At 61.3% G+C, this 24,577-nt stretch carries 23 protein-coding genes, 2 tRNA genes and 1 riboswitch; of the genes, 6 read left to right on the top strand and 19 right to left on the bottom strand.

Features of this window, described 5'->3' with window-relative positions:
• Positions 1 to 139 precede the first annotated feature (139 nt).
• The 9 genes from QP978_RS10055 to QP978_RS10015 all read right to left on the bottom strand — a co-directional run bounded on the left by QP978_RS10055 (position 140) and on the right by QP978_RS10015 (position 8,486).
• Positions 140 to 225: transfer RNA gene (locus QP978_RS10055), tRNA-Ser, on the bottom strand.
• 186 nt (positions 226 to 411) lie between these two features.
• A complete protein-coding gene (locus QP978_RS10050; RefSeq protein ID WP_016421867.1) occupies positions 412 to 759 on the bottom strand; it encodes a metal-sensitive transcriptional regulator in 348 nt (115 codons plus the stop codon).
• Entirely contained in the window at positions 752 to 2,962 is a 2,211-nt protein-coding gene (locus QP978_RS10045; RefSeq protein ID WP_284857137.1) for a heavy metal translocating P-type ATPase, read from the bottom strand. The genes QP978_RS10050 and QP978_RS10045 overlap by 8 nt, the downstream gene beginning before the upstream one ends.
• Positions 2,963 to 2,982: 20 nt before the next feature.
• Positions 2,983 to 3,192 carry a heavy-metal-associated domain-containing protein gene (locus QP978_RS10040; protein ID WP_049172422.1) on the bottom strand — a complete coding sequence of 70 codons (210 nt, stop codon included), beginning with the start codon at positions 3,190 to 3,192 and terminating at the stop codon, positions 2,983 to 2,985.
• 37 nt (positions 3,193 to 3,229) lie between these two features.
• Positions 3,230 to 4,408 (bottom strand): HNH endonuclease signature motif containing protein, encoded by a 1,179-nt coding sequence (locus tag QP978_RS10035; RefSeq protein ID WP_049190169.1) that lies wholly within the window; start codon positions 4,406 to 4,408, stop codon positions 3,230 to 3,232.
• 120 nt (positions 4,409 to 4,528) lie between these two features.
• The gene (locus tag QP978_RS10030) at positions 4,529 to 6,049 is read right to left on the bottom strand and encodes an AMP nucleosidase (protein WP_088611841.1); all 1,521 of its coding nucleotides are present in this window, start codon (positions 6,047 to 6,049) and stop codon (positions 4,529 to 4,531) included.
• Positions 6,050 to 6,126: 77 nt separating this feature from the next.
• A complete protein-coding gene (locus QP978_RS10025) occupies positions 6,127 to 6,480 on the bottom strand; it encodes a hypothetical protein (RefSeq protein WP_284857136.1) in 354 nt (117 codons plus the stop codon).
• Between the two features lie 10 nt (positions 6,481 to 6,490).
• Positions 6,491 to 6,611, bottom strand: a riboswitch (SAM riboswitch).
• A gap of 115 nt (positions 6,612 to 6,726) precedes the next feature.
• Positions 6,727 to 7,965, bottom strand: a complete 1,239-nt coding sequence (locus QP978_RS10020) for an Nramp family divalent metal transporter (protein ID WP_502870683.1) — start codon at positions 7,963 to 7,965, stop codon at positions 6,727 to 6,729.
• Positions 7,966 to 8,033: 68 nt separating this feature from the next.
• Entirely contained in the window at positions 8,034 to 8,486 is a 453-nt protein-coding gene (locus QP978_RS10015; RefSeq protein WP_147766041.1) for a flavodoxin family protein, read from the bottom strand.
• Positions 8,487 to 8,628: 142 nt separating this feature from the next.
• On the opposite strand from QP978_RS10015, the gene QP978_RS10010 reads away from it, so the two are divergent.
• Positions 8,629 to 8,976 (top strand): DUF4288 domain-containing protein, encoded by a 348-nt coding sequence (locus QP978_RS10010; RefSeq protein ID WP_070851250.1) that lies wholly within the window; start codon positions 8,629 to 8,631, stop codon positions 8,974 to 8,976.
• A gap of 264 nt (positions 8,977 to 9,240) precedes the next feature.
• Here the strand turns inward: QP978_RS10010 and gluQRS are convergent, their stop codons facing one another.
• The gene (gene gluQRS, locus QP978_RS10005) at positions 9,241 to 10,185 is read right to left on the bottom strand and encodes a tRNA glutamyl-Q(34) synthetase GluQRS (RefSeq protein ID WP_016421857.1); all 945 of its coding nucleotides are present in this window, start codon (positions 10,183 to 10,185) and stop codon (positions 9,241 to 9,243) included.
• Positions 10,186 to 10,500: 315 nt separating this feature from the next.
• On the opposite strand from gluQRS, the gene QP978_RS10000 reads away from it, so the two are divergent.
• Both QP978_RS10000 and QP978_RS09995 read left to right on the top strand, forming a co-directional pair.
• Positions 10,501 to 10,644: a hypothetical protein gene (locus QP978_RS10000; protein ID WP_224783815.1), complete on the top strand. Its 144-nt coding sequence runs from the start codon at positions 10,501 to 10,503 to the stop codon at positions 10,642 to 10,644.
• 126 nt (positions 10,645 to 10,770) lie between these two features.
• A complete protein-coding gene (locus QP978_RS09995; protein WP_187399956.1) occupies positions 10,771 to 11,547 on the top strand; it encodes a queuosine precursor transporter in 777 nt (258 codons plus the stop codon).
• A 59-nt stretch (positions 11,548 to 11,606) separates the two neighbouring features.
• Here QP978_RS09995 and QP978_RS09990 read toward each other — a convergent pair whose 3' ends face one another.
• The 5 genes from QP978_RS09990 to QP978_RS09970 form a co-directional block, all read right to left on the bottom strand.
• The gene (locus QP978_RS09990; RefSeq protein ID WP_070546602.1) at positions 11,607 to 12,386 is read right to left on the bottom strand and encodes an ABC transporter permease; all 780 of its coding nucleotides are present in this window, start codon (positions 12,384 to 12,386) and stop codon (positions 11,607 to 11,609) included.
• Positions 12,387 to 12,399: 13 nt separating this feature from the next.
• A complete protein-coding gene (locus QP978_RS09985) occupies positions 12,400 to 13,353 on the bottom strand; it encodes an ABC transporter ATP-binding protein (protein ID WP_049190213.1) in 954 nt (317 codons plus the stop codon).
• 277 nt (positions 13,354 to 13,630) lie between these two features.
• Positions 13,631 to 14,932: a tRNA guanosine(34) transglycosylase Tgt gene (tgt, locus tag QP978_RS09980; RefSeq protein ID WP_284797756.1), complete on the bottom strand. Its 1,302-nt coding sequence runs from the start codon at positions 14,930 to 14,932 to the stop codon at positions 13,631 to 13,633.
• 61 nt (positions 14,933 to 14,993) lie between these two features.
• Positions 14,994 to 18,023: an MMPL family transporter gene (locus QP978_RS09975; RefSeq protein WP_284857135.1), complete on the bottom strand. Its 3,030-nt coding sequence runs from the start codon at positions 18,021 to 18,023 to the stop codon at positions 14,994 to 14,996.
• A 426-nt stretch (positions 18,024 to 18,449) separates the two neighbouring features.
• Positions 18,450 to 18,540, bottom strand: a tRNA-Ser gene (locus QP978_RS09970).
• 233 nt (positions 18,541 to 18,773) lie between these two features.
• On the opposite strand from QP978_RS09970, the gene QP978_RS09965 reads away from it, so the two are divergent.
• On the top strand, positions 18,774 to 19,754 hold the full coding sequence (locus tag QP978_RS09965) for a diaminopimelate dehydrogenase (protein WP_049193862.1): 981 nt from the start codon (positions 18,774 to 18,776) through the stop codon (positions 19,752 to 19,754).
• Positions 19,755 to 19,862: 108 nt separating this feature from the next.
• Here the strand turns inward: QP978_RS09965 and QP978_RS09960 are convergent, their stop codons facing one another.
• The 3 genes from QP978_RS09960 to QP978_RS09950 all read right to left on the bottom strand — a co-directional run bounded on the left by QP978_RS09960 (position 19,863) and on the right by QP978_RS09950 (position 21,302).
• Positions 19,863 to 20,051, bottom strand: coding sequence for a CsbD family protein (locus tag QP978_RS09960; protein WP_049193864.1), 189 nt, complete (start codon positions 20,049 to 20,051; stop codon positions 19,863 to 19,865).
• Between the two features lie 137 nt (positions 20,052 to 20,188).
• Positions 20,189 to 20,803 carry a tRNA adenosine(34) deaminase TadA gene (gene tadA / locus QP978_RS09955; protein WP_080985632.1) on the bottom strand — a complete coding sequence of 205 codons (615 nt, stop codon included), beginning with the start codon at positions 20,801 to 20,803 and terminating at the stop codon, positions 20,189 to 20,191.
• Positions 20,745 to 21,302 (bottom strand): tRNA adenosine deaminase-associated protein, encoded by a 558-nt coding sequence (locus QP978_RS09950; protein ID WP_005510946.1) that lies wholly within the window; start codon positions 21,300 to 21,302, stop codon positions 20,745 to 20,747. The genes tadA and QP978_RS09950 overlap by 59 nt, the downstream gene beginning before the upstream one ends.
• A 38-nt stretch (positions 21,303 to 21,340) precedes the next feature.
• Here QP978_RS09950 and QP978_RS09945 point away from each other — a divergent pair, with 38 nt between their 5' ends.
• Together QP978_RS09945 and QP978_RS09940 are read left to right on the top strand one after the other, a co-directional pair.
• Entirely contained in the window at positions 21,341 to 22,366 is a 1,026-nt protein-coding gene (locus tag QP978_RS09945) for a prephenate dehydrogenase (RefSeq protein WP_284857134.1), read from the top strand.
• Positions 22,367 to 22,375: 9 nt separating this feature from the next.
• The gene (locus QP978_RS09940; RefSeq protein ID WP_284857133.1) at positions 22,376 to 23,224 is read left to right on the top strand and encodes a CoA transferase; all 849 of its coding nucleotides are present in this window, start codon (positions 22,376 to 22,378) and stop codon (positions 23,222 to 23,224) included.
• Between the two features lie 47 nt (positions 23,225 to 23,271).
• Here the strand turns inward: QP978_RS09940 and QP978_RS09935 are convergent, their stop codons facing one another.
• Positions 23,272 to 24,261 (bottom strand): LLM class flavin-dependent oxidoreductase, encoded by a 990-nt coding sequence (locus QP978_RS09935; RefSeq protein WP_259803452.1) that lies wholly within the window; start codon positions 24,259 to 24,261, stop codon positions 23,272 to 23,274.
• Positions 24,262 to 24,577: the final 316 nt, after the last annotated feature.

The raw sequence follows: 24,577 nt of genomic DNA, 5'->3' as shown, positions 1-24,577 counted from the left end.
CAATCGGCATCCAGAAAGGCCAAATCTAACCCCCGCGCGACACGCCGAGCCAGACACACATTTTGTCGTTTAACCCGCAAATCACTCACCTGCATAAATACAAGAAAACCCCCGGCGTAAACCGGGGGTTTTCACCCTGCGGAGGATGTGGGATTTGAACCCACGAGGGATGTGACTCCCGCACGCGTTCCAGGCGTGTGACATAGGCCGCTAGTCGAATCCTCCAACGTCGTTAAAGACTACCCAACAAACCCCATTTTCCCAAAACGCGCCCCCTACCAGGGAAAACGAGGCATTTAAGCGGTACTTCTTCGCAATCGGTGCCACCAACAGCAACCAACTCCGGTTGCCGACTGCCGACGCCAGTTGCCGAATGCTGTTTCGCCCCCACTCCCGGAATTTTTCCGGGAGTTACTTAGCCAGCCGAGCAATCGCCGCCGAGGCCTCCTCCAGCTTGGCGTCCAACTCCTCCGGGCCGCCCTCAGCCGCATGCACCACACAGTGATGAAGGTGAGCATCCAGAAGAGTTAACGCCAACGACTTCAACGCCGAATTCACCGCCGAAATCTGGGTCAAAACATCGATACAGTACTCTTCGTTCTCAATCATCCGACCAATGCCACGAACCTGCCCTTCAATGCGACGGATACGGGACTCATAACGCCGCTTCTCCGCGAGGTAACCGGGATCAGTGGTGTCATGGCAGCAAGAATCGTCGTCAAGCGAATGCGATTGCGACGAACAACAAGACTCACTCATGAGTTACTCCTTTTTGAATAGCTGGTTGACTCGGAGAAAAACCGCGCAGACGCAGACTGTTGCCGACCACAAAAACCGACGAAAACGCCATCGCAGCGCCAGCCAACATCGGATTCAACAACCCCAGCGCGGCGACAGGAATTGCCAAAACGTTGTAGAAAAACGCCCAAAAAAGATTCGAACGAATCGTGCGGAGCGTCCGGCGTGACAACCGCAGCGCATCCGCAGCCGCCAACAGATCACCACGCACCAGCGTGATATCCGCAGCCTCCATCGCCACATCGGTGCCCGTGCCCATCGCCATGCCCAAATCCGCCTGCGCAAGAGCCGCAGCATCATTGATGCCATCGCCGACCATCGCCACACACGCGCCGCCAGCCTGCAACTTCTCAATCGTCGCGACCTTATCCTCCGGCATCACTCCCGAAATCACATCCTCGCGAGCAATACCGACCTCATCTGCGACCCGAAACGCCGGGTCGGCGGCGTCGCCGGTCAGCAGAATCGGCCGCACCCCCCACTCCCGGAATTTCGCGACCGCAGCCGCCGACGTCGGCTTCACCGAATCCGACACCTCCAACGTGCCCAGGAGCTCGCCGTCGCGGCGCACCGCAACCACCGTCCCCCCACTCCCGGAATTTTCCCCGGAGCGACCGACCTCGATGCGGTGGCCATCCACGGTGCCTTCAACCCCCACTCCCGGAATATCCCGGAAATCCGAAACCGGGAGTAGAGAATCCGGATCCGCCGCACGCACAATAGCCTGCGCAATCGGGTGATGCGACGCCGCCTCCACCGAAGCGGCAAGCGACAGCAGATTTTCGGGAGTGGGAGGGACCTCCGTCAACTCCATCACACCCGTAGTCACCGTGCCGGTCTTATCCAGCACAACCGTGTCGACCTTCCGCGCCGACTCCAGCACCTCCGGGCCACGCAGCAGCACACCAGCCTTGGCACCTTCACTCGTGCCGACCAGGAGCGCTGTGGGCGTCGCTAAGCCAAGCGCACACGGGCACGCGATGATGAGCACGGCGACCGCAGCCGTGACCGCCTCACTCGCGCCGTGCCCCGTAAGCAACCACGCGCCCAGCGTGACCGCGGCGATCGCGATGACGGCGGGCACGAACACTCCCGAAACCCGATCCGCCAGCCGCTGCACCGGCGCCTTACCCGTCTGCGCCGCCTCGACCATCGCCGCCATCTGCGCCAACTGCGTCTCCGAGCCCACGCGCGTCGCCCGCACGAGCAACCGCCCAGACGTATTGATCGTCGCCCCTGTCACCTCATCGCCAGGGCCGACCTCGACAGGCATCGGTTCGCCGGTCAGCATCGACGCATCCACCGCCGACGCGCCCTCCACGACAACGCCGTCCGTCGCGATCTTCTCACCAGGCCTAACGACGAACACCACTCCCGGACGGAGCTGTTCCACGGGCAGCCGCTTCTCCACTCCCGAACTTTCGAGAACGGAGACATCCTTGGCGCCAAGCTTCATCAACTCCCGGAGTGCCTGACCGGCGTTGCGCTTGGAGCGCTTCTCGAAGTAACGACCAATCAGCACAAACATGATGATGCCGGCCATCGCCTCGAGGTAGATGTTCATATCGGCATCACCAGGAGTGACCGTGAAGTGGAACTCGTGCTTGAGCCCCGGCAGCCCGGCACGCCCGAAGAACAACGCCCACACACTCCAGAGGAACGAAGCGGTCGTCCCCATAGTGATTAGCGTGTCCATGGTGACCTCGCCATGACGCAGATTCTTCAGTGTCGCGCGGTGGAACGGCCAGCCGGCCCACACAAAGACCGGCGCCGAGAGCGTGAGACACAGCCACTGCCAATTAGTGAACTGGAGGGCAGGAATCATCGACATTGCGATGACGGGAGCAGTGAGGATGACAGCGCCGATGACTCGGTTGCGCAGGTCTTCCAGCTCCCGGTCTTTCCCTTCGGGAGCAGCACCCGGTTCCTGTTCGGGCTCCTCCTGCGGAAGCTCAGCGGTGTACCCCGCTGCCACGATTGTGTCGATCAGTTGCTGCGGGTTGATGTCCGCCGGCGCCTCCACATGCGCCTTCTCGGTCGCATAGTTCACGCTCGCGTTAACGCCATCAAGTTTGTTCAGCTTGCGTTGGATACGGTTTGCGCACGACGCACACGTCATCCCGCCGACGGGGATATCAAGGGTGAGAAGTTGCTGCTCAGACATCCGCTTTCCTCTTTGGGGGTTTAGTTTGCGACCGCCTTGTAGCCAGCTTCATCCACTGCTGCGATTACGGCAGCGGTGTCAATGTCTGCATCCGAGGTCACGGAAAGGAAATTCCGGGAGCGGTCAACCTGGACATCAGTGATTCCCGGGAGTTCAGAGACTTCCTCCCGCACCGATGCCTCGCAGTGTCCGCATGTCATGCCAGTAACAGTAAAAGTTTGATTAGCCATACCCCAATATATACCCCCTATGGGTATATCTGTAAAGCTATTCGCGCTGACGGTAGCCCGAGTAGGCCCGCCCCGCGAGAGCTGTCGGGAAGGCAAGGTTGAATTCGGGCGGCGCGTGCGGAGACGGCGGGTGGCGGTAGACCGCGCCGGAGCCGTCGTCACGCTCGAGGTGCCCGTTGAGGCCTTGCCTGTCGTCATCGTTGGCGGCGTTGTGTTCTTTGCAGGTCATGACCATGTTTTCCATAGTCGTGGCGCCGCCGTTTTTCCTGGCGACCAGGTGATGGGCCTGCCCAGCGTGGGCGGGGCGCGGGCACCCGGGCCACGCGCAGATGGGGTTGTCGAGGATCATCGCGATGCGCTGTTCCTCCGTCGCCAGGCGCGGGTTGTGTATCGGGAGTAGGTCGGTCGGCGTGTTGTGCTCGTCGTAGACCAGCACCCAGCCGGTGTCCGCGAGCAATGCCTCGACGAATTGTCCGGGAGTGAGGACGGAGCCGTTGGAGGTCGCCGCAAACCGCGGGCTGTACTCCACGATGTCTTGCGCGGTTACGATGAGCGCGGGCTGGTAACGGAGCTTGTCGACGTCGTCAAGCGGCCCCTCCGCCCCGTGTGCCAAGCGTTCTGCCAGCGCCTGACCGACACACCGATCCCGGGTGTAATCCTCGTGCGCTTTGGCGATTTCAGCTGCGCGCACGGTCAGCGGCGCGACCAGGTCGTCAATCATGTTCGCCGGACCGGTGACCTGCAGATGCTTCATCCCGCGGATGTCCGGATTCCGGGAGACGTGGGCGCGCAGGTGCTGCGGCGGCTCGTCGGTGCGGTTGAGCTCCTTGACCTTGGTGCGCATGTAGGTGTCGAGGCCCTCGAAGTCGTATGCTGCGGCGGCGCGGGTGAAGTCCAGGCGGTAGTACTCCCGGATTTCGACGTTGTTGAGTTGCCCGGAGCGCTTGTCGATCTGCATGACCGTGTCCAGCGACAGCTTCAGCTCCCGGGCGATCGCGACGGCTTTGTCGCGGGATTCGACATCCATATCGCCCTCGACCGTGCCGAACAGCCGCTCGGCACAGCGCAGCAGGCGCTTGAGGCGGAAGGGGTCGAAGCCGATGCTGGCTGCCAACTCCCGGTGCCCGGTGGATTTTTCCGGGAGTGCGGCGCGCAGGTCGGCGAGCACGTCAATACCCCGTGTCGCCAGCGCGCTGAGCAGTCCCAATGTCGTCATGGGGCTAAGGCTAGTTTCCGGGAGTGGGCGGCTTCAATCGCTTTTTGGCGTTGTCCACAGCCGTCGTAAAGCATGCACAATCTGCACAAACGGGCTTGACGACGCACTCCCGAAAGTGCCCTACCGGAACGCGACCTCTCCCACCGGCCGTCGCAACTTCCGGGAGTGGAGGGTGTCGGGAGCGGCGGCCATGTCCTCGCACGCGCGCACAGCGGCCATGAGGTGCTCTTCCTTGGAGGACTGGTAGAACTCGCGGGCGGATTTCGGGAGTTTGGGTTTGTCGTGCAGCGGCATGTCGGAGACGCTGAGCAACGCGCCGTAGGGCACGCGGAAGCGGTAGCCGTTGGCGGCGATGGTGGCGGATTCCATTTCGACGCCGATGGCGGTGGATTTCTGCAGCTCTCGGTAGAGGTCGGTCTGGGAGCGCCACTCCCAGTTGCGGTCGGAGGTCGACAGCACGGTGCCGGTGCGCAGACGCTTTTTCAGCTCATCGCCGGTGAGTCCGGAGACGCGGGCGAGCGCGTTAGTGACGGCGAGCTGAATTTCCGCAATTGGCGGGATGGGTTTTTCCAGGGGCACGTAGTTGTCGAGGACTCCGTCGGCGCGGTCGTAACCGTTGGCGAGAATCATGTCGCCGATGCGCATGCGACCGTCGAGACCGGCGCAGTGTCCGACCATCATCCAGCAGTGCGGTCGCGTGACGGCGAGGCAGTCGGTGATGGTTTTGGCGTTCGAGGGGCCGACGCCGATGTCGATGATGGTGATGCCGCATTGGTCGTCGCGGAGCAAGTGGTACGCCGGCATCTGCGAGGCGTGCGCGTGCTGACGGCAAACTCCGGGAGTGGGGATGGCGCCGATGTCGTAGCGCTGCCCACCCGGGCACGCCAGCGCCGTGTACCCGTGCGGATTTCCGGGAGTGAGGGTGGCGGCGTATTCGAGGAACACGTCCGTGTGCAGCTGGTAGTTGGTAAATAGCACGAAGCGCTGGATGTTTGCGGCGTGCGACCCGGTGTAGTGCTCGAGGCGCTGGAGGGCGAGGTCGATGCGCTGGGCGGTAAAGAGGCTCAAGGGTTTGATGAGCAGGCCCAGGTAGTCGGCTTCGCCGTCGGCGATGGTGTCGTCGATGCTGGCGGAGTCGATGGGGGTAAACGTCTTCTCCACTGCCGCCAGCATGCTTGCCGACGCCCCTTCCCTCCCCGCCGCTTCCTCGGCGGCCGCGTCGAATCCGCGGCACATCCGGAGTGGGATGGGCTGGTCGGAGACGCGCACCTCGACTTCGCCGCCGTGGTTGGCGAGCAGGTCGGTAATTTGCTCGATGAGGTAGGTGCGGAACATCACCGGGCGGGTGATGGTGGTGGCATACACTCCCGGACGGTCGACGAAGCCGTGTGACAGGGAGGGGTCGACATCCTCGACGGCGCTGCCGGCCGGGACGGTGAAGCGTAGTTCGGGGTAGTAGGCGCGCACCGGCCCACTCCCGGAATTTCCTTCGGTGGCGGCGGTGTACTGCTCGACTAGGTAGGCCATCCCTGCCCGGTGGATTTCGGTGAGCCGGTCGACGGCTGCGGCGGCGTCGGTGTAGAAGTCGCCTTCGCCTTCGGTGGGCCAGAACGGGGGTGTTGCGGAGTCTCGTACCTGCATAGCCCAAGGCTAGGCGGAGAGGTTCCCGCTCGCATCCGCGCCGCGCTCATCACGCCAGGCACGCTCACGCAACCAGCTCAGTGCCGACTCCACACTCCCTCACGGCTGCGGCGGACTTCAAAGACCTGGTGCACGTGGTAGCCGCCGATGATGGGGATGGTGAGGAAGTGGCGACCGTCGTCAAGCTCGTGCCAGAAGATGCGGCCGTAGCGCACGCCGTCGCGGACGTGGGCGCTGAGGTAGTCGGCGCGTTGTTGGCCGCGGAGGGTGGCGTAGAAGGCGGGGTCGACGGGTAGTTGGACGAGATTCCGGGAGTGGGGGGCGATGTCGGCTTCTTGCAGCCGGATGGCGACGGGTCGGCCGTCGACGAGGAGGTCAGCAGTGTGACGGCTGAGGCAGATGATGTGGACGTCGCTTATTGTGGTGTGCATTTTGCGCTCCTATTCGCTCTTCCCCGCAGGCGGTCTGTGGGGCTGATCTTCCTTTGGGGCACCGGGTCCGCGAATCGGGCGGTTGCCTATCGACGCTGTCAAAGGCCATTTCTCGTCGATATCTTGTGATCGTGTCGCCCACCCTAACACCAACTAGACAGCTTTGTCTACCATCTCCCGCACGCTTTACGACGAAGCCCCCACCTTCCACTCCCGAAAGCTACCGCCTTCCACCTCGCCCGCTGACTACCCCTTCCCCATCAGCACCAGAACCACCAGCGCCACGTTGAGCGCGATGATGAGTCCGCAGATAACCCACGCGACCCGGCGCAGTAGCGGGGTGTTGGCCCAGATACCCATCTCGGCATGCGAGGAGGTCATGCGCACCAGCGGAACCAGCGCAAACGGGATACCAATCGACAGCACCACCTGGCTGAGCACCAGCGCCCACGTCGGCTCCACGCCGCTGGCGATAATGAGCAGCGCCGGAATGATGGTGACTATGCGGCGCACCAGCATCGGCACGTGCACCTTCAGTAGGTCGCGCATAATCAGGTCGCCGGCGTAGCAGCCGACGGAGGACGACGCCAGCCCGGAGGCCAACAACCCAACCGCAAAAAGCACGCCCACTACAGGGCCGAGCGCGCTGGTCACGGCGGCGTGCGCGCCTTCGATGGAGTCGGTCCCCTCCACTCCCGGAAGTGCTTCGGCTGCGAGACACAGCATGCCAATATTCACCGACCCAGCCAGCACGAGCGCACCGAATACATCGATACGCGTGGCACGCAGGTGTTGGCGCAGCGAGGCATCATCTTCCACCTTGTACTCGCGGTCGCGCACCAGCCCGGAGTGCAGGTAGACCGCATGCGGCATCACGGTCGCACCCAACATGGACGCCGCCAGTACCACGGTGTGCGCACCCTGGAAGCGTGGCAGAATTCCGCTGGCCATCTCCCCGAGACTCAAGCCCGTGACAAACAGCCCGGCCAGGAACCCCACCGTAATGACCAGCAGGAACGCCACAATCACGCCTTCAAAAGTGCGTTGCGAACGCCCACCCTGCAGCAGCAACAGCCCCAGCGAGACCGCACCGACGATGACGCCACCGAGTAGCATCGGCGTTCCGAAGAGCAGGTACAGCGCAGTGGCGCCACCAATAATTTCCGCCACATCCGTCGCTGCCGCCACAATCTCGGCCTGCACCCAGTACGCCAGCCGCCCCGGCCGGTTCGAACCAAAGCGGTCGGCAACACCTGCGGTCAGCGACCGCCCCGTCACCAGGCCGTACTTCGCCGACAGGTACTGCACAACCATCGCCATGAGGTTGGACACCACCAGCACCCACAGCAGCAGATACCCATAGCTCGCGCCCGCAGACAGGTTCGCAGCCACATTTCCGGGGTCCACGTAGGCAATCGCCGCCACAAACGCAGGCCCCAGCAGACTCATCATGGGCTTGCGGTTTTTCTCGCTTGACGACGTCACTTGCGCCCCTTGCACCCCTGAATCTTTCACCTGGCCATTATTTCACGGCCCCGACACTAAATCTTCAATCAGCCCAAAATTTGGGCAGCCATGGTGCCACCGAGATTTACTAGGCGGTCGGAGATGTCGTCGTCAAGCGGGCCGACGAACACGACGGGTTCGGCCGCAAGCTCCCACTTGTAGCCGGTCGTGATGGTTTTCATGGCGTTTTCCGCGCCGGTGGTGTCGAAACCGCCGCGAATCCAGTATGAAAATGGCAGCCCCTTAGTGACTTCCTGCGCCTCCCGGAAGGTGGTGTCGAAGAAGTGCTTGAGCGCGCCGGAGATGTAGCCGAAGTTGGCGGAGGTGCCGAGCAGGATGGCGTCGGCGCTGGTCAGGTCATCGATGGTGGCATCGAGAGCCTCGACGACCTTGACATTCACGCCCTCTAGCGCGGGATCGTTGGCACCCTCGAGCGCGTGGCTTAGGACTTCCTGCAGAAGCGGGGTCGGGGAATGGTGGACGACAAGAAGAGTAGGCATGCCCCGAGGGTAACGGCAGTGATAGGGTAAGCGCAGGTTTCAGCAACAATCCAATGTTTATCAATTCGAGTAAACGTGGCGTCCAGTAAGAAAGCCTCAAATTCGTACTGAACTAGGTGGCAATCTAAGAACGGAAAAATAGATGGAACCATACATCGGAATTGCAGTTTTTGAGTTAACAAAGCAAAGAGATTCAACCTCAGTGAATGAGAGCTTCTTCCGTGAGGACTTATACATTGTCTTTGCCGATTCTGATAGTGCCGCATACGCGCAGGTCGAAGCATTAGCCCACGAAAATGAATCAGCCCCAGAAGAGCCTTCCCACTCGGGAGGATCTGTCACGTTGCGCCACATCGTAGATGTCGCCCCCGCTCTTTACGGTCGCGTCGATACAGACATCGACATCTATTCTCGCCACTTCGCTTCCCTCGAGGATTACAAGCGCTTCGAAATGAAATTAGGTGGCAAAGATCCTCTAGCGGAGTCCTAGGCCTCGTACCATGAATCGCTTCCGCAATTTCGCAGCTGCCGCACTCCTCTTAGCCCTGACTTGCTACATTGGACTGTTTTTCGTCAGCACTGCACTCTCCGATGCCTGGACAATACCCCTCGCTGTCGGCGTCTTCGGATTCGGCCTGGTTAGCTTTCTTGCAGCACTGAAGGCCCGGGCAAACGGTTTGACAATCGTGGCGGCACTAGTTGCATTCGCACTCTTGCCCCTAACGTATGTACTAGCCGTAGTTCTCGGCAGCCCCTAGAAAATCACCTGTTCGCGAGGAATTTCCAGACCCGCACGCAGGGCTTCCGGGAGGTCAGCGATGGAGTCGAGCTCTACGCTCCCGCCGCCATCGCTAGCATCACCGCCACCGCTCAGCGAATCCAGAATCCACCGCTGCGCTGCATCCACCGACACCTCGCCGAGAGTCACGTCGCCATCGCGCTTGGACAGTCGCCGCCCTTCAGAGTTCACCACCAGCGGAACGTGCACGAACGAAGGTGCGGTGTGACCGAGCAATCCGGCTAAGTACGCCTGCCGCGGGGCCGAGGACATCAGGTCATCGCCACGCACAACCTCGGTGACACCCTGCTCGGCATCATCGACGACGACCGCCAGGTTGTAGGCCCACATGCCATCGGCACGCTGGAGGACAAAGTCATCGATCGGAGCGGCAATCTCGCCATACAGCTCATCGGTCGCGGCCCCCTCACTCACCTGCGATTTCAGGCGTATCGACGGCCTTCTCCCCGCCGCCGCAAATTCGGCCTTTTTCGCGGAGAGGTGCTCGTCGTCAAGCGAACGGCACGTGCCGGGATACTGCCCTGGCACGCCATGCGGCGCGGAGGAGGCGGCGAGGATTTCACGGCGCGTGCAGAAGCAGGGATAAGTCAGGCCGCGTTGCGTGAGGTCGGCGAGCGCGGATTCATACAGGTCAGAGCGTTCTGACTGGCGGACCGGGGCGCCATCCCAGTCTATGCCGATGGCCTCGAGATCGGCGAGCTGCTGCGCCTCATACTCGGGGCGGGAGCGCTGGCGGTCGATATCTTCGATACGCACGATGAAGCGACCGCCCTGCGCGCGGGCGTGCGCCCAGGCGAGAACCGCGGTGCGCAGGTTTCCCAGGTGCAGCCGACCGGTCGGCGAAGGGGCGTAGCGGCCGGTGGGTAAAGTGGAATTAGTCAACCGTTGGGAACTGGTCACAGGAATATGTTAGCGAGACCCCAAGATGATAGTTGAAATCTTGGGGAAAGATCTCCGGTTGAATAATTCAAATCATCTTGGAGGAAATTCATCTATTACTCGAAAGGCATTCATGACCTCTCAATAAAATCAAGGGTTAATGTATGCGTGACTTTTTGTAAGCGGATCTTTTAGAGGAGAACAATGTCATCACGTTTGCGCGTAAATTGGCTAGCATCGATTTCCATTATCGGACTAGTCGTGAGCCTCCTCTGTCTCCTGGGCATCGCAAATGGGATGTACACATTGAGCAAACTAGCTAACCAGACTGCCGTTATGAGTACAGCAGCTATTACGGCAAAGACAGATCGCGCGCTGCTCTACTGCTTAATCGCTCTTGCCAGCCTGATTGTAAGCTGTTTTACATTTATTGTTAACGGAATGCGCAGTAAGCGTGGAGCTAAGAAAACAAATAATTAAACCCGCTCATCCTCTAACTCCTGCGGACTCAAACCCACAGGAGTTAGAGGATGAGAGGCAAAGTCGGCCTCGAAGACTTCATCGGCGCTCGCTTGGAGCCCTAAGCGGCAGGTAACATTCCCTCCCGTGACAAATAACGAAAACCTGCCCAAGTCTGGGCCGGGCAACGCCGAGCCTGCCGCTGTGAGCACCTCGCACGCGCCCGAGAACGCAACTAAGTCCGAATCCACAGCACACACGCCACGCCACATCCCGGTACCAAAATCGCTGTACCCGATGTTCACGGCCATTTTCATCGGCGTGCTGATCGTCTCCAACATCACCGCCACCAAGGGCGTGGAAATCTTCGGCCTGGCCACCGACGGTGCCTTCTTCCTCTTCCCCTTGAGCTACGTCATCGGCGACGTGCTTTCCGAGTGCTACGGCTACAAAGCCACCCGCCGCACCGTGTGGACCGGTTTCGCCATCCTCGCCGGCGCAATGCTCTGCTTCTTTGCCGCCATCAAGCTCCCAGCGGCACCGTGGTATGAAAATCAGGAAGCATTCGCCACCGTCCTGGGCACCGTCCCGCAGCTTGTTCTCGCAGGTCTGGCCGGTTATGTCGTCGGTCAGCTGCTCAACGCCTGGTCGCTCAACGCCATTAAGAAGCGCACTGGCGAAAAGGCTCTCTGGGCGCGCCTGATGGGCTCGACTGTGGTTGGTGAGTTCGTCGATACGCTCATCTTCTGCTCCATCGCCGCCACCGCGATCGGCATCGACACCTGGGGCACCTTCGTCAACTACGTCATCGTCGGTTTCATCTGGAAGACCGCCGTCGAAATTGTAGTCATGCCAATCACCTACGCCGTCATCGCGTGGGTCAAGCGCCGCGAAGGCTACTACGACACGCACGTTCCCGCTTAACGACGAAAAAAGTGCCGCGACCTCGCCTGAGAAGCGAGTAGTCGCGGCACTTTTCTGTTTTACTTCACATCCCGTTTGGCATTGACCCACTGCGCAACGCCAACCGCCACAACAATCCAGGCCACCAGCACCACGATGTTGAACCACATCGGCTGCGTCATGCCGGCCTCAAACCCGATGCGTGGATTCTCCGGATTTGCCATCAGACCGCCCAATTGCGTCGACAACTGCTGAATGCGTGCACCCGGCGTGACCAGCCACAGTGGCCGGAAAATCGCATACGCCAGCGCCGCGAACTCCAGCATGCTTTCCACCACCAGAATCCACACCAGCGGAATAGCGACAGCGGCCACGCGCGAGCGCGTCAGCACTCCCAGCGACATCGCGATTAGTCCAAACACTACAAAGCCAAGCACTCCGGCGAGCATGTCCGTGGCAGCGTCGCCGCCCTTGAACTCCACGCGCGGGGAAACCGTCACCGATAGCCAAGCAAGCGCCACACCAATGACCCAACAGACAGCAATCAGCACAAGGGTCAGCGTCATCCGTGCCGAAAGCCACAGGCTCCTTCGGTCCTGCGTCAAGAACGCATGCGCATTCATCTGATCGTTGTACTCACCCGCCAGGGTGGAGCCACCAAAGGCAATCACGATCATGTTGAAGATCACGGTCCCCAACAGCAGCAATTCCCAATCAGCGGTTGCACCAGCGTCCGCCGCCATGCTGAAAGCCGCCATCGGCCCAGCTATCGAGCCCACCAACAACACCACATACACCCACGTGCCACGCAGGCTGGCTAGCTTCGTCCATTCCGACCGCAAAGCGTTTCCAAAACTCATCTCAGTCACTCCCCTACTGCCCAATCGCCTGCGCGCGGTATTCCTGCGATTCCTGGGTCGCAGCCAGGAACTTTTCCTCCAGGTTGTCGCGCTTCGTGTGCAACCGTGTCACCAACAGCCCCTCACGCAGAGCAGCAGCCGCAATGTCGCGGCGGAGTTGCTGCTCGCTGATGCCGTCGTAAAGCGGAATGCGCAATTGCTTATCGACGTCAACCCCACGCGCGACCGGCCCTAACGCCTGCAGCAGCCGAGCGGGGTCATCGACTTCAACTTCGATGACCGTGCCGTCGGAAAGGAATTCATCCATGCTGTACTCGCCGATCATGCGACCGCGGCCGATGACGACGATGCGGTCGGCGGTGAGCTGCATCTCGGAAAGGAGGTGCGACGACACGAGGACAGCGCAGCCCTGTGCGGCCAGCGCCTTGATGGTGTGGCGCATCCACGAGACGCCTTCGGGGTCCAGGCCGTTGACCGGCTCATCCAAAATCAGATGCTGCGGCTTGCCGAGCAGAGCCGCTGCCACTCCCAGACGCTGCTTCATGCCCAGCGAGTAGCCGCCGACCTTGTCCTTCGCCGCCTCGGTCATGCCGACCTGCTCAAGGCACTCTTCCACGCGGGTGTCGGGGATGCCGGCGCCGCGGGCGAGGGCCCGCAGATGAGCGCGGCCCGAACGAGCCTTGTTGTGCCAACCGGCATCCAGAATTGCACCGGCGATGCTGGGCTTATTCTTCAGCGTGGAAAAGGGCTGGTTGCTGTAGGTGTTGCCCTGGGAATCCGTCCCGGTGAACAAGGCCTGGCCCGTGGTCGGGGTATCGAGGCCCAGCATGCAGCGCATGGTGGTGGACTTGCCGGAGCCATTTGGGCCGAGAAAACCTGTCACTACACCGTCGGGAACGGTGAAGGACAGGTCATCGACGGCTAATTTCGAACCGTACTTCTTGCTGAGTCGTTCAACCGTGATCATGTCCTCCATGATGCCGGTTGAGACTGCCTCGCGCAGTAGAGCTAGGTCTAGTTTTGAGCTTCCTCCCGGGCCCGCCCAGCCGTCACTTCACGCCACTGGACTGATTCGGGTGTTCCCTGCCACTTCACGCCACGGGTGTCACCTCATGCCACCTCCACAGATGGCACGAGGTGACATGGCTGTCGTGAAGTGCGAAAAGGTAGAAGCCTAGCCCCAGCCCAGCCACAGCCCAACCGACCCAAGCACTCCCCAGCACACCCCAGCCCCCAGCCGACTCCTAATTCCCCACCGCACGGCCACCGTTGGCGTAGTAGCGGCCCATGAACTCATCGCGATACTCGAAGAACCGGTCCTCCAGGATCGCAGCGCGAATGTTCTCCACCAGCTGCACCATGAAAAACAGGTTGTGAATCGTGCACAGCGTGCCAGCCAGGTACTCCTTGGCCTTCAACAGATGATGCAGGTAGGCCCGGGAATAATTCAGCGAAGTGTAGGAGGGCACCTCCGCATCCACGGGGCGGAAGTCGTTCTTGAAGCGGGCATTCGTCAAGGTCATCCGACCATCGAGCGTGTACACACCACCACGTCGGGCAAGCCTCGTCGGAGCGACGCAGTCAAAGGTGTCGGCACCGGCCTCGACAGCGGCAAAAATATCGTCCGGCTCGGAAATCCCCAGCAGGTGGCGGGCGCGGTCGTCGGGAAGCTCGTCGTTGACCCAACCGCAGATCAGGCCCAGGTTCTGCTTCTCAATCGCCCCACCAATGCCATAGCCGTGGAAGCCGAGCTGGCCGGCGTCCTCGAACTCGAGGGAGAGCTCCACCAGCCCGCGGGCGGCCTTGCGGCGCAGGTCTTCGTACTGCGCACCCTGGACGACACCGAATAACTGCTGGATGGGCAACTGGCCGTCGTCAAGCGAATGGACGTGCGCGTCGACCTGCCCGCGCGAAACTGTCAGCTCGTTGTGCGCCTCCAGGCAACGGCGCGCCCAGCGGTGCGTGCGCTCGACGGATGCCTCCTGGTAGCCGCGGGTGTTCATCAGCGTGGTGAGCTCGTCGAACGCCATCATGATGTCGGCGCCCAGCGCGTGCTGAATACGCATGGACACCTCTGGCGTGAAGCGATGCTCGGAACCATCGATGTGCGAGCGGAAGGTCACGCCGTCCTCATCGACGAACGCGTTGCGCTCTTTGCCCTCGGCGACGATGTCGTCTTTCTGCATGCCGGTGACGTCCATCGCGAGGGTCTTTTTAAAGCCCGCGCCGAGGCTGAGCACCTGGAATCCGCCGGAGTCAGTGTACGTCGGGCCATTCCAGTTGGAGAACTTTGCCAATCCGCCGGCCTGGTCGACGATTTCCTCGCCGGGCTGCAGGTACAGGTGGTACGCGTTCGACAGCATCGCCTGCGCACCGGTGGACCGCACCTGCTCCGGCGTGAGCGTCTTCACCGTCGCCTTCGTGCCGACCGGAATGAACGCCGGCGTAGCAATATCGCCATGCGGGGTGTGGATGGTGCCAGCACGTCCGCGCGCGCCTTCGATTTGCTTTACGACGTCAAATCCCGTCGTCCTCGACTGCGACATGAAGCTCCTTGGTTGTGGTCCGGTGCTAATGCCTTGAGGTTACCTGGGCGCTATTCGCAAGTTACTCAGCGCTGTCGTTTTTCTCGGGGTGGGCAGCGTTTTCCGGGTCCCACACGGCGCGGCTACGACGTGGCGCTTCCTCTTCGAGTCCTTCGCGCTTCATCAGTTCCGCAACCGTAATCTTCTTCCGCTTGCGAGCCGGGCTGAAGTACGGGCGGACCTCGATATCCTTGGCGTTTTCCGGGTTCGGCTGGGCGTCGGTTGGTTCAGCTGGCGCGGACTGCATGAGCTGTTCGGTCGGCTCTGCCTGCTCCGGCTGCTCTGCCTGCTCCGGCTGCTCTGTCGGCTCCGGCTGTTCGGCCTGCTCCGGCTCAGCTGGTGCCGTCGGGGCGGACGGTTCGGCCTGCTTGGCCTGGTCAACGGGCTCGAGCTCTTCCAGCTTTGCCTTCTTCCACCTCGGAATCCAGCGGTTACGCTTCTTGGTCGCAACCGCCACAGCGGTACCACCTGCTGCGCCCGCTGCGCCCGCCGCGCCCGCCGCAGCGGCTGCACCAGCACCGACTTCACCATCGGCACTGTCTGCTTCGTCCTCGTCAGCGTCCGTGTCGCCAAAGCCACGCCCAGCACCTTCGCTTTCAGGCAACAGGGACTCACCGCGAGCCATACGCTCGCGGCGGCCCTTCTCCACCAGCTCCTCGGAAACCTCTTCCAGGGCAGAGCCTTCGACATCCACAGAAGGCAACACCTTGTCCAGCCACTTCGGCATGTACCACGTAGCGCGGCCAAGCAGGAACATGGATGCCGGGATGAAGGTCATGCGAATAACGAAGGCGTCGAAAAGCACTGCGGCACCCAGCGCGAAGCCGAATACCTTAATAATCGCCAGGGGCTGCCCGGCGAAAGCCGCGAAGACGGAGATCATAATAATCGCAGCGGCAGTGACCACACGAGCGCCGAGAGTAAAGCCCTCAACGACCGATTCTTCGACCGCGTTGTACTTCGACTCTGGTGAGGATTCACCCTTGTTGTGGGTGTAATGCTCGCGCATGCGGGAAACCAGGAAGACCTGATAGTCCATGGCCAAACCGAACGTCACGCCGATGAGGAAGATTGGCACAAAGCTGACCAGCGGACCCGGAGTGCTAATCACGCCCCAGAGGCCGTCCTGGAAAAATGCCACTGTGACACCGAATGCGGCTGCGACAGAGAGCAAGAAGCCCACACCCGCAGTCAACGGCACCATCAGGGAACGGAAAATCATCAGCAGCAGGATCACTGCCAGACCCACGACAACGCCCAAGTAGAGCGGCATTGCGCCCTGGAGGCGGTCGGTGATGTCAATTTCAATAGGAACCAGACCAGTGACACCGGTGAATAGGCCGGTGGTCTGCTCAATCTGCTTCTGCTGATCGCGCACCGCGTTCATCAGCTGCTTGGTCGCAGGATCGAGTGGACCCGACTTCGGGGTCATAATCATCTTGACCGCAGTGCCGTCATGATTCATGCCAATCATCTGGATGTGCTCGACACCGACGTTGGATTTGAACTGGTCGACAGCGTAACTATAGGAAGCCTTGCGGGCGGCCTCGATGTCAGAGAGTTCCGGGTTGGTCTGTCTCAGGGACTCGATAAGTGGTTTGAGCACCGGTGCATCGGGCTTCACATCGTCCGACTTGGCAATAATGATGAGCTGAGAGTTACGTCCCGCACCGAAGCCCTCTTCAATCATGGTGATGGCCTTGCGGTTCGTGCTGTCCTTAGCCGCAGTAGAGTCGGACGGCAGCGCCAGCTTCAAGTGCATGGCCGGGTAGGCCAATGCCAACAGCAAGACGATACAGCCGACCAGGAACAACCCTGGGGCCTTGTGCACGAAAGTGACCCAACGTCGCCCCATCGTCATCTCACCGAAGAAGGAAGAGCGACGTTCCTTGCGCGGGTTACGCGAGGGGTTGCCAGCAACACCGGGCACGCGACCAGCGAAGACCTTGTCGCCCAGCAGAGACATAACTGCCGGCAGCAGGGTCAGAGAGACCAGCACTGTGAAGGCCACCGTAATTGCCGCCGAAATACCCATCAGAGACATGAACGGCACCTTGGCGACCGTCAGCGCTGCCAAAGCGACAATCACGGTGAGGCCGGCGAAAACCACAGCGGAGCCAGCCGTACCGGTAGCCATGCCGATGGCGTCTTCGTTGGTCATCCCTCGGGCTCTTTCTGCCCTGTAGCGAGAGAGGATGAACAGTGCGTAGTCAATACCGACAGCCAGGCCGAACATGACGGCAAGTACCGGGGTAATCGAGTTGACGTCGGTGAATGCGGTCATCAATGTCACGCCGAAGACACCGATGATAATGCCCACTACCGCCGTCACAATAGGCAGGAACGAAGCGACCAGAGATCCGAAGGTGACAACCAGCACGATAAATGCCACGGTCACACCGATAATCTCCGAGGTCGGAGCTACCTCAATCGCGGGCTGCATGCCCGGGCCAGAGGCCTCGACCTTGATACCGGCGTCACGACCGGCCTGCATTGCGTCGAGAAGCGCCTGCATATTCTCCGGCTCGATGTCCTGCGGCATCTTGGCGTCGAAAACGAAGGTGGAAATACCGTAGCGACCGTCATCGGACACGGTACGCAGCGCATTGGCATCGGCCTCGGCAACATCCTTGGGCAGGCCGGCGGCCATGCCCTGTTCCTTGACCATCGCCTGCATCTTCGGATTGAGGTCTACCGGGTTGTGAAGTTGCAAATCATCGGAGATTTGGCCGACATTGTCGCGGATGCCGTTAATGACCTGGTCAACAGCTTCTTTATTCTGTGGGTCATCGAGCCTCTGCCCCTCCGGGGCCTCGAAGGCGACATAAATACGCTGCTCTCGAATTGGGTTCGGAACATCGGGGAACTTTTCCTCAATCACGTGCGAAGCCGTTGCCGACGGCATGCCGGGGATCGAGAACTGGTCGATGAACCCCTTCTGGAATGCGGCAACTGCACCGCCCAGCCCCGCCAAAATCAGGAACCACGCGATGATCACAGTCCATTTATGCAGGTAGGAGAACCTGCCGAGTTTGAACAAGGCCTTTGCCATGTCAAGTTTCCCTTACGTCTAATATTCGCCTGGACCGCCCCCAACTGCAGCTTCCCCAAGTTCGCGCTAACAAAGCACTCTCTCGGACTTCACCTGCAGTTTGAAGCCTCTTCGCTACTCCGATGCTAGCGACCACCCCGGATTGGCCAACATCAACTCTGGCGCTGACACGGTCATTGGGGGCGGGCACGACATAAAAACCGGAAATACTTTTGCTAAGAGTAGCGGACTTCCCGGATAAACGTGAACAATGGGGTGTGTGCTACTGATGTTAATTTTGTGATTTAGGTGCTCCAGGTCGGACGCCTCACCATTTGCCGCTTTACGACGGACACCTCCCACACCTCCACCACACCCAGACAATCAGGGCCGATTAAATGCAGAACCCCCGGGGCTCCTAATTAAAGGAACCACCGGGGGTTTTATTGGCGGTGACGGAGGGATTTGAACCCTCGGTACGGGGTTACCGCACAAAGCATTTCGAGTGCTTCACCTTCGGCCGCTCGGACACGTCACCGCTAGAAAACGTTACAGGTAGCCCCTTTATCTACCAAATCCCCAGGTCAGGGCGCCCAGGCCTTCGCTAAGCCGCTCTCGGCGCACTACAACCTGCGCCACCCCAAGCCCGTCAACCCTCCACCGCACTATTCGGGGCGGCCAACACCCGCTGAGATATGAAGGAATAGTCTGTAGCTTGAAATCTAGAAACTTAAACACAGAAGTACAGCCACACAGAAAGGGTTCTCCCTCATGATTCGTTCCGCCATCATCGGCTATGGCAATTTGGGCCGCAGCGTCGAAAAGGTCATCGCTGACCAGCCGGACATGGAACTCGTCGGCGTTTTCTCCCGTCGCGATTCGCTGGACACTGAGGCCCGCGTGCTCCCGGCTGCGGATGTCGAAAAGTACAAGGACGAGGTAGACGTGCTGTTCGTGTGCCTCGGCTCGGCCACCGATGTCCCGGAGCAGGCCCCTGAGCTGGCAAAGAACTTTACGACGGTCGACACCTACGACAACCACCACGAGATTCCGAAGCACCGCGCGGCCATGGACGCCTCCGCTCGTGAGGGTGACAACATCGCCATGATCTCGACCGGTTGGGACCCGGGCCTGTTCTCCCTGAACCGCGTCCTGGGCGCTGCCATCCTGCCGGGCGCAGACCAGATGACCTTCTGGGGGCCGGGCCTGTCGCAGGGCCACTCCGATGCCGTGCGTCGTGTGCCGGGAGTGAAGAAGGGTGTCCAGTACACCAAGCCGAACCCGGAAGCTATCGAGGCCGTGAAGAAGGGCGAGGGCGCAGACCTGAAGGGTAACGAGTGCCACCTGCGCCACTGCTTCGTCGTCGCTGAAGAGACCGGCAACGCCGAGGAGGACGCCAAGCTCAAGGAGCAGATCCGCGAAACCATCGTGACCATGCCGGATTACTTTGCCCCATACGAGACCATCGTGGACTTCATCTCTGAAGAGGAGTTCGACCGCGACCACCAGGGCATGCCGCACGGCGGCCAGGTCATTACCCGTGGCCAGGCCGGTACCTCCGGCCACGTCATCGAGTTCGGTCTCGAACTGGAGCGCAACCCCGACTTCACCGCAGCCGTCCAGGTTGCCTACGGTCGCGCTGCCTACCGCCTGAAGCAGGCTGGCGAGACTGGTGCCCGTACCGTCTTCGAGATCGCCCCGTACCTACTGTCCGCCGAACCACTGGATGACCTAGTGGCTCAGAAGCTGTAGCCAGCCCCAACGCTGACAGCCGGCCATCGAAACACAAAGAACCCCAACCGTCTCCGCACATCAGAAGCGGAGAAGGTTGGGGTTATCTCTACCCGAAAGCTAAGCGCTTTACTTGTCAGTCAGCTTGCCCAAGGCCTCAGTAGCCTTGTCCTTCAGGTCCTCAGCACCCTGCTTGACCTTCGAAGCAGCCTGCTCGCCCTTGCCCTGGTTTGACAGGTCGTCATTGCCAACGGCGTCGCCGGCAGCTTCCTTAACCTTGCCGCCCAACTCGTCGGCCTTGTTCTGCAGCTCGCTCATTATGTAAGCCTCCCATGTAAACGACTTAATCTATTTCTATAGAGCCACCGTCTAGCAGCCCCACTAGTTCCGACGGTACGTGAAAATGGAGGCTCGTCACGGCCACAGCGGGAATTGTGACCTAACTGTGACCCCGCTCACGCTCCCGACTGCCGTTGCCGTTCGAAGAATTCGCGCAGGTAAACGGAGCATTCGTCGGCAAGCACACCCCCGCGCACCTGCGGCGTGAATGCATGGGCGGGATCGCGGATGACATCGGCGATGGAGCCGCACGCGCCGGTCTTGGGCGACCACGCGCCGAAGACCACGCGCCCCACGCGCCCCATGACGCACGCGCCGGCACACATCACGCACGGCTCAAGTGTCACGACCAACGTGCACTGCTCCAGCCGCCAGCCGTCACCAACAGCGCGGGTGGCCTCGCGCAACGCAATGACTTCGGCGTGGGCAAGTGGGTCACCATCCGCTTCCCGACGGTTCGAGCCCCGACCCACAACCCTGCCCTCGGCATCCACGACCACAGCTCCCACCGGCACATCCCCGGGGGCCGTGTGAGCAGCTTCGGCGATAGCCAGGCGCATCCACTCTTCGTCGAGAATGTCCTGTTTTCGACGGGGCAGGGCGCTTGGCCGACCAGCTGGCTGGCTGGCCGCAAGGGCGCTTGGCCGCCCGGTCAGATGACCTTTGTCAGGGTTAGTCGTCATAGGGGTCGTAGTCGTCATCGTCACCGTCGTAATCCAGGTCGGCGACATCGGCGAGCTCCTCGGCGCACCCCAGCTCCTCGGCGATGGCCAGAAGCTGCTCGGACGCCCACAGCGACTGATCGTCACAGATGGACTCCAGGGCTTCCTCCGAACAGCCCAGGTCAGCGAGGATATCCATATCTCCTTCGGCCCAGGCGTCGACATCGTCGAGCTCGTCCTCGTCGAGGTCGGGGATATCCAGATCCAGCTCGTCGAACACATCTGCCGCAATGTCGTCGGTGACGGCGGCGGTGGCGTCGGAAAGCACAACGCGCAGCGACCCAACGCCCTGGCGCACGAGAATGAAGTAATCGTCGTCGATATTGAGCATTCCGACAGCGGCGCGTTCCGAACGCAGATTGCGCAGCGCCTGTGCGGCGTCAGCGAGCGAATCGGTGGCGTCGTCCCCGAGGTCGACGACGCGCCAACCGCGCTCCCCCATAGTTACGGCAACCGCGAAGGAGCGGTCGTCATCGGAGGTGTACCCTCCGGAAAAGGTCGTGCTCATAACCCACAACGCTAGTCGCTGTATGTCATGCTTGTCAGGTGAGCAATTTCGAGTCCCCCTCCCCTGCTTCGTCCTTCCTGTCAGCTGCACAGCTACCCGCGGTATGCATCCTCGGTTTGGGCCTCATCGGTGGCTCCATGATGCGCGATCTGCGGGCTCATAATGTCGAATGCTTCGGTTGGAATCGCTCGTCCGCAACGGTCGAGGAAGCCACGAAGGGGGGATTCGACGCCAGTACAGATCTTCAGGCCACGCTCGAACGTGCTGAGGCCAGCCGCGCGCTCATCGTGATCGGCACCCCCATGACAGTCGTCGGCACGATGCTCGACGCCATCAACGAGCACGCCCCCAGCTGTGGCATTACGGATGTGGTCTCCGTGAAGGCGGCCGTCGCCGCCGAGGTCTCCGCTCGCGGGATGGAGGAACGCTTCGTCGGCGCGCACCCAATGGCGGGGTCCGCGCAGGCGGGCTGGTCCGCCACGTTCGAAGGGCTTTTCGACGGCGCCCCCTGGGTCATCACCTACGACCTGGCAGCCGCTGCCGACGCTGCGGGCGAGCCCGTCCCGGAGCGCTGGATTGAGGTCTTTTCGCAGGTCGCCAATTTGGGAGCAGCTCTTGGCAGTCAGCTCATTCCAGCGCTGAGCGACCACCACGATGCTAGCGTCGCCCGCATCTCCCACATGCCACACCTGGCAGCCTACGCAATTGCCGCCGCCGGTGAAGCCGGCGGTCCTCTGGCCATTTCGCTGGCGGCCGGCTCTTTCCGCGACTGCACCCGCGTCGCCGCCGCTGCTCCCGACATGGTCATGTCCTGGTGCGAGAACAACACCGAACCAGTGCTCGCCGCGCTTGACGACGTCATCGAGCGCCTCACCGCCGCGCGCACCCAGTTGGCCACCGAGGGAACAGCTATGGACCTGGCCAAAACCGGTCAGATTGCCCGTGTCCGCTACGAGGCCCGCCCCGCTCACCGCCCGATTTTCCGACTGCGCGTCGGCGAGGGCGACTGGATCAACCAGTTGAAGTTGGCCGAAAGCGTCGGCGGGCAGGTAGATGTGTTCTAGTGTGGAACTATGTTTTCCCCCGAGCTGCACACCAGCCTCGCAGGCATCACTGTCGTCAACTTCGCCATTAACGTTCCGGGACCACTGGCCGCCCAGCATTTGGGCCAGCTAGGTGCCCGGGTAATTAAGGTCGAACCACCCACAGGCGACCCGCTCGGTTCCTTCGGCCGCCCCTGGTATGAAGCTATGTCCGCAGGTCACGAGATTATCCAGGCGGATCTGAAGAGCGATGAGGGCCGCGCACAGCTGAGCTCGCTGATTGATGAGGCCGATGTGGTCATCACCTCGGTTCGCCCCTCCGCGCTGGAACGCATGGGGCTGGCGGGGCTCCACGAGCGCCCGAATGGGCCGGTGCATATCGACATTGTCGGTGACACCGACGCTCCGGAAACACCTGGCCATGACCTGACCTATCAGGCGGAGGCCGGAACCCTCACGCCCCCGGCCATGCCGCCAGTGCTGTTGGGCGACATTCTGGGTGCACACTTTGCGGTCACCGCTGCCCTTGCCGGGTTGATTAAGCGGGCGGGTGCGGGTGCGGACGTCGTAAAGCAGCCTGGACTGCACTGCCGCATTGGCCTGAAGCAGGCCGGCGAGGCTGGCGCCGCGCCGCTGAAGTACGGCATGACGGCGCCCGGCGGACTACTCGGTGGCGGCCTGTGGACGTACGGCCTCTACCCCAGCGCCGACGGCTACGTGGCCGTGGCAGCGCTGGAGCCACACTTCGCCGCCGCCCTGACCGAGGCCACAGGTGCGAGTAGCCGCGAGGAGCTTGCGGATTTCCTCCACGAGCGCACCAACGCCGAAATCATGCAGCTTGCCAGCGAAAAGGCACTGCCGCTGGCTGCAGTGGAGTAAGCGGGTCAGTTTAAGGCCGCGCGCCTCGGGACGCCGGGGGCCGAGCCTTACGCCGTCAGCCCCGCGGCCTCTGCGGTGAGCTCCACCGAACGCAGCCGGTCAGGAACCTTCAGCGATTGATGAGCCACAATCAGCTCATCCGCCGTCGAGTACTCACCGAACTGCGCAATCTGCTCACGCACCTGCGCCACCGTGCCGACCGCCGTGTGACGGAACATATTTTGCACCTGACGCCCCTGCGGGGTATCCATCAGAATCTCCGCCTCATCGTCAGTGAGGTGATGCCCACCGCGACTCAGGAACCGCCTGACCATGTTCCTGCGGGTAGCGAAGTACTGCTGCTGTGCGTCTTCTTCGCTTTCCGACGCAATGACATTCATGGCCGCAAAAGCGTACGGCTTATCCAGCTGCTCAGAAGGCTGGAACTGCTCGCGGTAGACCGCGATGGCATCGCGAAGCGCGTCCGGAGCGAAGTGCGAAGCAAATGCGTACGGCAAGCCGAGCGCCGCTGCGAGCTGGGCACCAAAGAGCGAGGAGCCCAGGATGTACAGCGGCACATGGGTGCCGCGACCCGGAATTGCGTTGATGCCCTTGATCAGCGACTCGTCGGAGAGGTAACCACGCAGCTCCTGCACATCCTGCGGGAAGGAATCGGACGAACGCGGGTCACGACGCAGGGCGCGCATAGTGGCCTGGTCCGTGCCCGGGGCACGACCAAGCCCCAGCTCGATGCGATCCGGGTACAGATTCGCGAGCGTGCCGAACTGTTCCGCGACCGTCAGCGGTGCATGATTCGGCAGCATGACGCCGCCGGAGCCGAGGGTGATGCTCTCGGTTTTTGCAGCCACGGCTGCGATCAGAACAGCCGGCGACGAGGAGGCAATGGCGTTCATATTGTGGTGCTCAGCGTACCAAATACGCTGATAACCAGCCTTTTCCGCTGTCTGTGCCAAATCGATGGAGCCCTGTAGGGCGTCGGCGTGGGACTGCCCCGAGGCTACGGTAGCGAGGTCAAGAATGGACTCAGTACGAATCATGGTTCCACAGTCTAGACCGTTAGTCGGATATTGCGAGTTTGAGATGCTTCGAATACTGAGGCGCTGGGTTTTGGGGTTTGGGGATTCGGGTGCGGGTGGCTCGTGGGTGGCTCATGGGTGGCTCGTGGGCGGTATTCACTTGTCGATGAGCTATTCACATATCGATGAGCTATAGCCTGGCCACAAGTGAATAGCTCATCGATATGAGCGCAGGCAAAGCCAATACCGCGCGCATAAGTGGGTTAAGTAAAGAAAAGTGTGTCCGCATGCCACCATAACCCCAGACCACACACCACAAATCACCAAAGAATAGCTC

Origin of the sequence: Corynebacterium sp. MSK035, from assembly GCF_030232615.1 — a bacterium.
GTDB lineage: Bacteria > Actinomycetota > Actinomycetes > Mycobacteriales > Mycobacteriaceae > Corynebacterium > Corynebacterium jeikeium_D.
Note: the sequence above shows the minus strand (reverse complement) of the source record. Positions and strands in the feature narration are given on the sequence as shown.

Coding starts and splice junctions, on each gene's coding strand:
- QP978_RS10050 (WP_016421867.1), bottom strand. CDS start 759: ATGAGTGAGTCTTGTTGTTCGTCGCAATCGCATTCGCTTGACGACGAT.
- QP978_RS10045 (WP_284857137.1), bottom strand. CDS start 2,962: ATGTCTGAGCAGCAACTTCTCACCCTTGATATCCCCGTCGGCGGGATG.
- QP978_RS10040 (WP_049172422.1), bottom strand. CDS start 3,192: ATGGCTAATCAAACTTTTACTGTTACTGGCATGACATGCGGACACTGC.
- QP978_RS10035 (WP_049190169.1), bottom strand. CDS start 4,408: ATGACGACATTGGGACTGCTCAGCGCGCTGGCGACACGGGGTATTGAC.
- QP978_RS10030 (WP_088611841.1), bottom strand. CDS start 6,049: ATGCAGGTACGAGACTCCGCAACACCCCCGTTCTGGCCCACCGAAGGC.
- QP978_RS10025 (WP_284857136.1), bottom strand. CDS start 6,480: ATGCACACCACAATAAGCGACGTCCACATCATCTGCCTCAGCCGTCAC.
- QP978_RS10015 (WP_147766041.1), bottom strand. CDS start 8,486: ATGCCTACTCTTCTTGTCGTCCACCATTCCCCGACCCCGCTTCTGCAG.
- QP978_RS10010 (WP_070851250.1), top strand. CDS start 8,629: ATGGAACCATACATCGGAATTGCAGTTTTTGAGTTAACAAAGCAAAGA.
- QP978_RS10000 (WP_224783815.1), top strand. CDS start 10,501: ATGAGTACAGCAGCTATTACGGCAAAGACAGATCGCGCGCTGCTCTAC.
- QP978_RS09990 (WP_070546602.1), bottom strand. CDS start 12,386: ATGAGTTTTGGAAACGCTTTGCGGTCGGAATGGACGAAGCTAGCCAGC.
- QP978_RS09985 (WP_049190213.1), bottom strand. CDS start 13,353: ATGATCACGGTTGAACGACTCAGCAAGAAGTACGGTTCGAAATTAGCC.
- tgt (WP_284797756.1), bottom strand. CDS start 14,932: ATGTCGCAGTCGAGGACGACGGGATTTGACGTCGTAAAGCAAATCGAA.
- QP978_RS09975 (WP_284857135.1), bottom strand. CDS start 18,023: ATGGCAAAGGCCTTGTTCAAACTCGGCAGGTTCTCCTACCTGCATAAA.
- QP978_RS09965 (WP_049193862.1), top strand. CDS start 18,774: ATGATTCGTTCCGCCATCATCGGCTATGGCAATTTGGGCCGCAGCGTC.
- QP978_RS09960 (WP_049193864.1), bottom strand. CDS start 20,051: ATGAGCGAGCTGCAGAACAAGGCCGACGAGTTGGGCGGCAAGGTTAAG.
- tadA (WP_080985632.1), bottom strand. CDS start 20,803: ATGTCGCCGACCTGGATTACGACGGTGACGATGACGACTACGACCCCT.
- QP978_RS09950 (WP_005510946.1), bottom strand. CDS start 21,302: ATGAGCACGACCTTTTCCGGAGGGTACACCTCCGATGACGACCGCTCC.
- QP978_RS09940 (WP_284857133.1), top strand. CDS start 22,376: ATGTTTTCCCCCGAGCTGCACACCAGCCTCGCAGGCATCACTGTCGTC.
- QP978_RS09935 (WP_259803452.1), bottom strand. CDS start 24,261: ATGATTCGTACTGAGTCCATTCTTGACCTCGCTACCGTAGCCTCGGGG.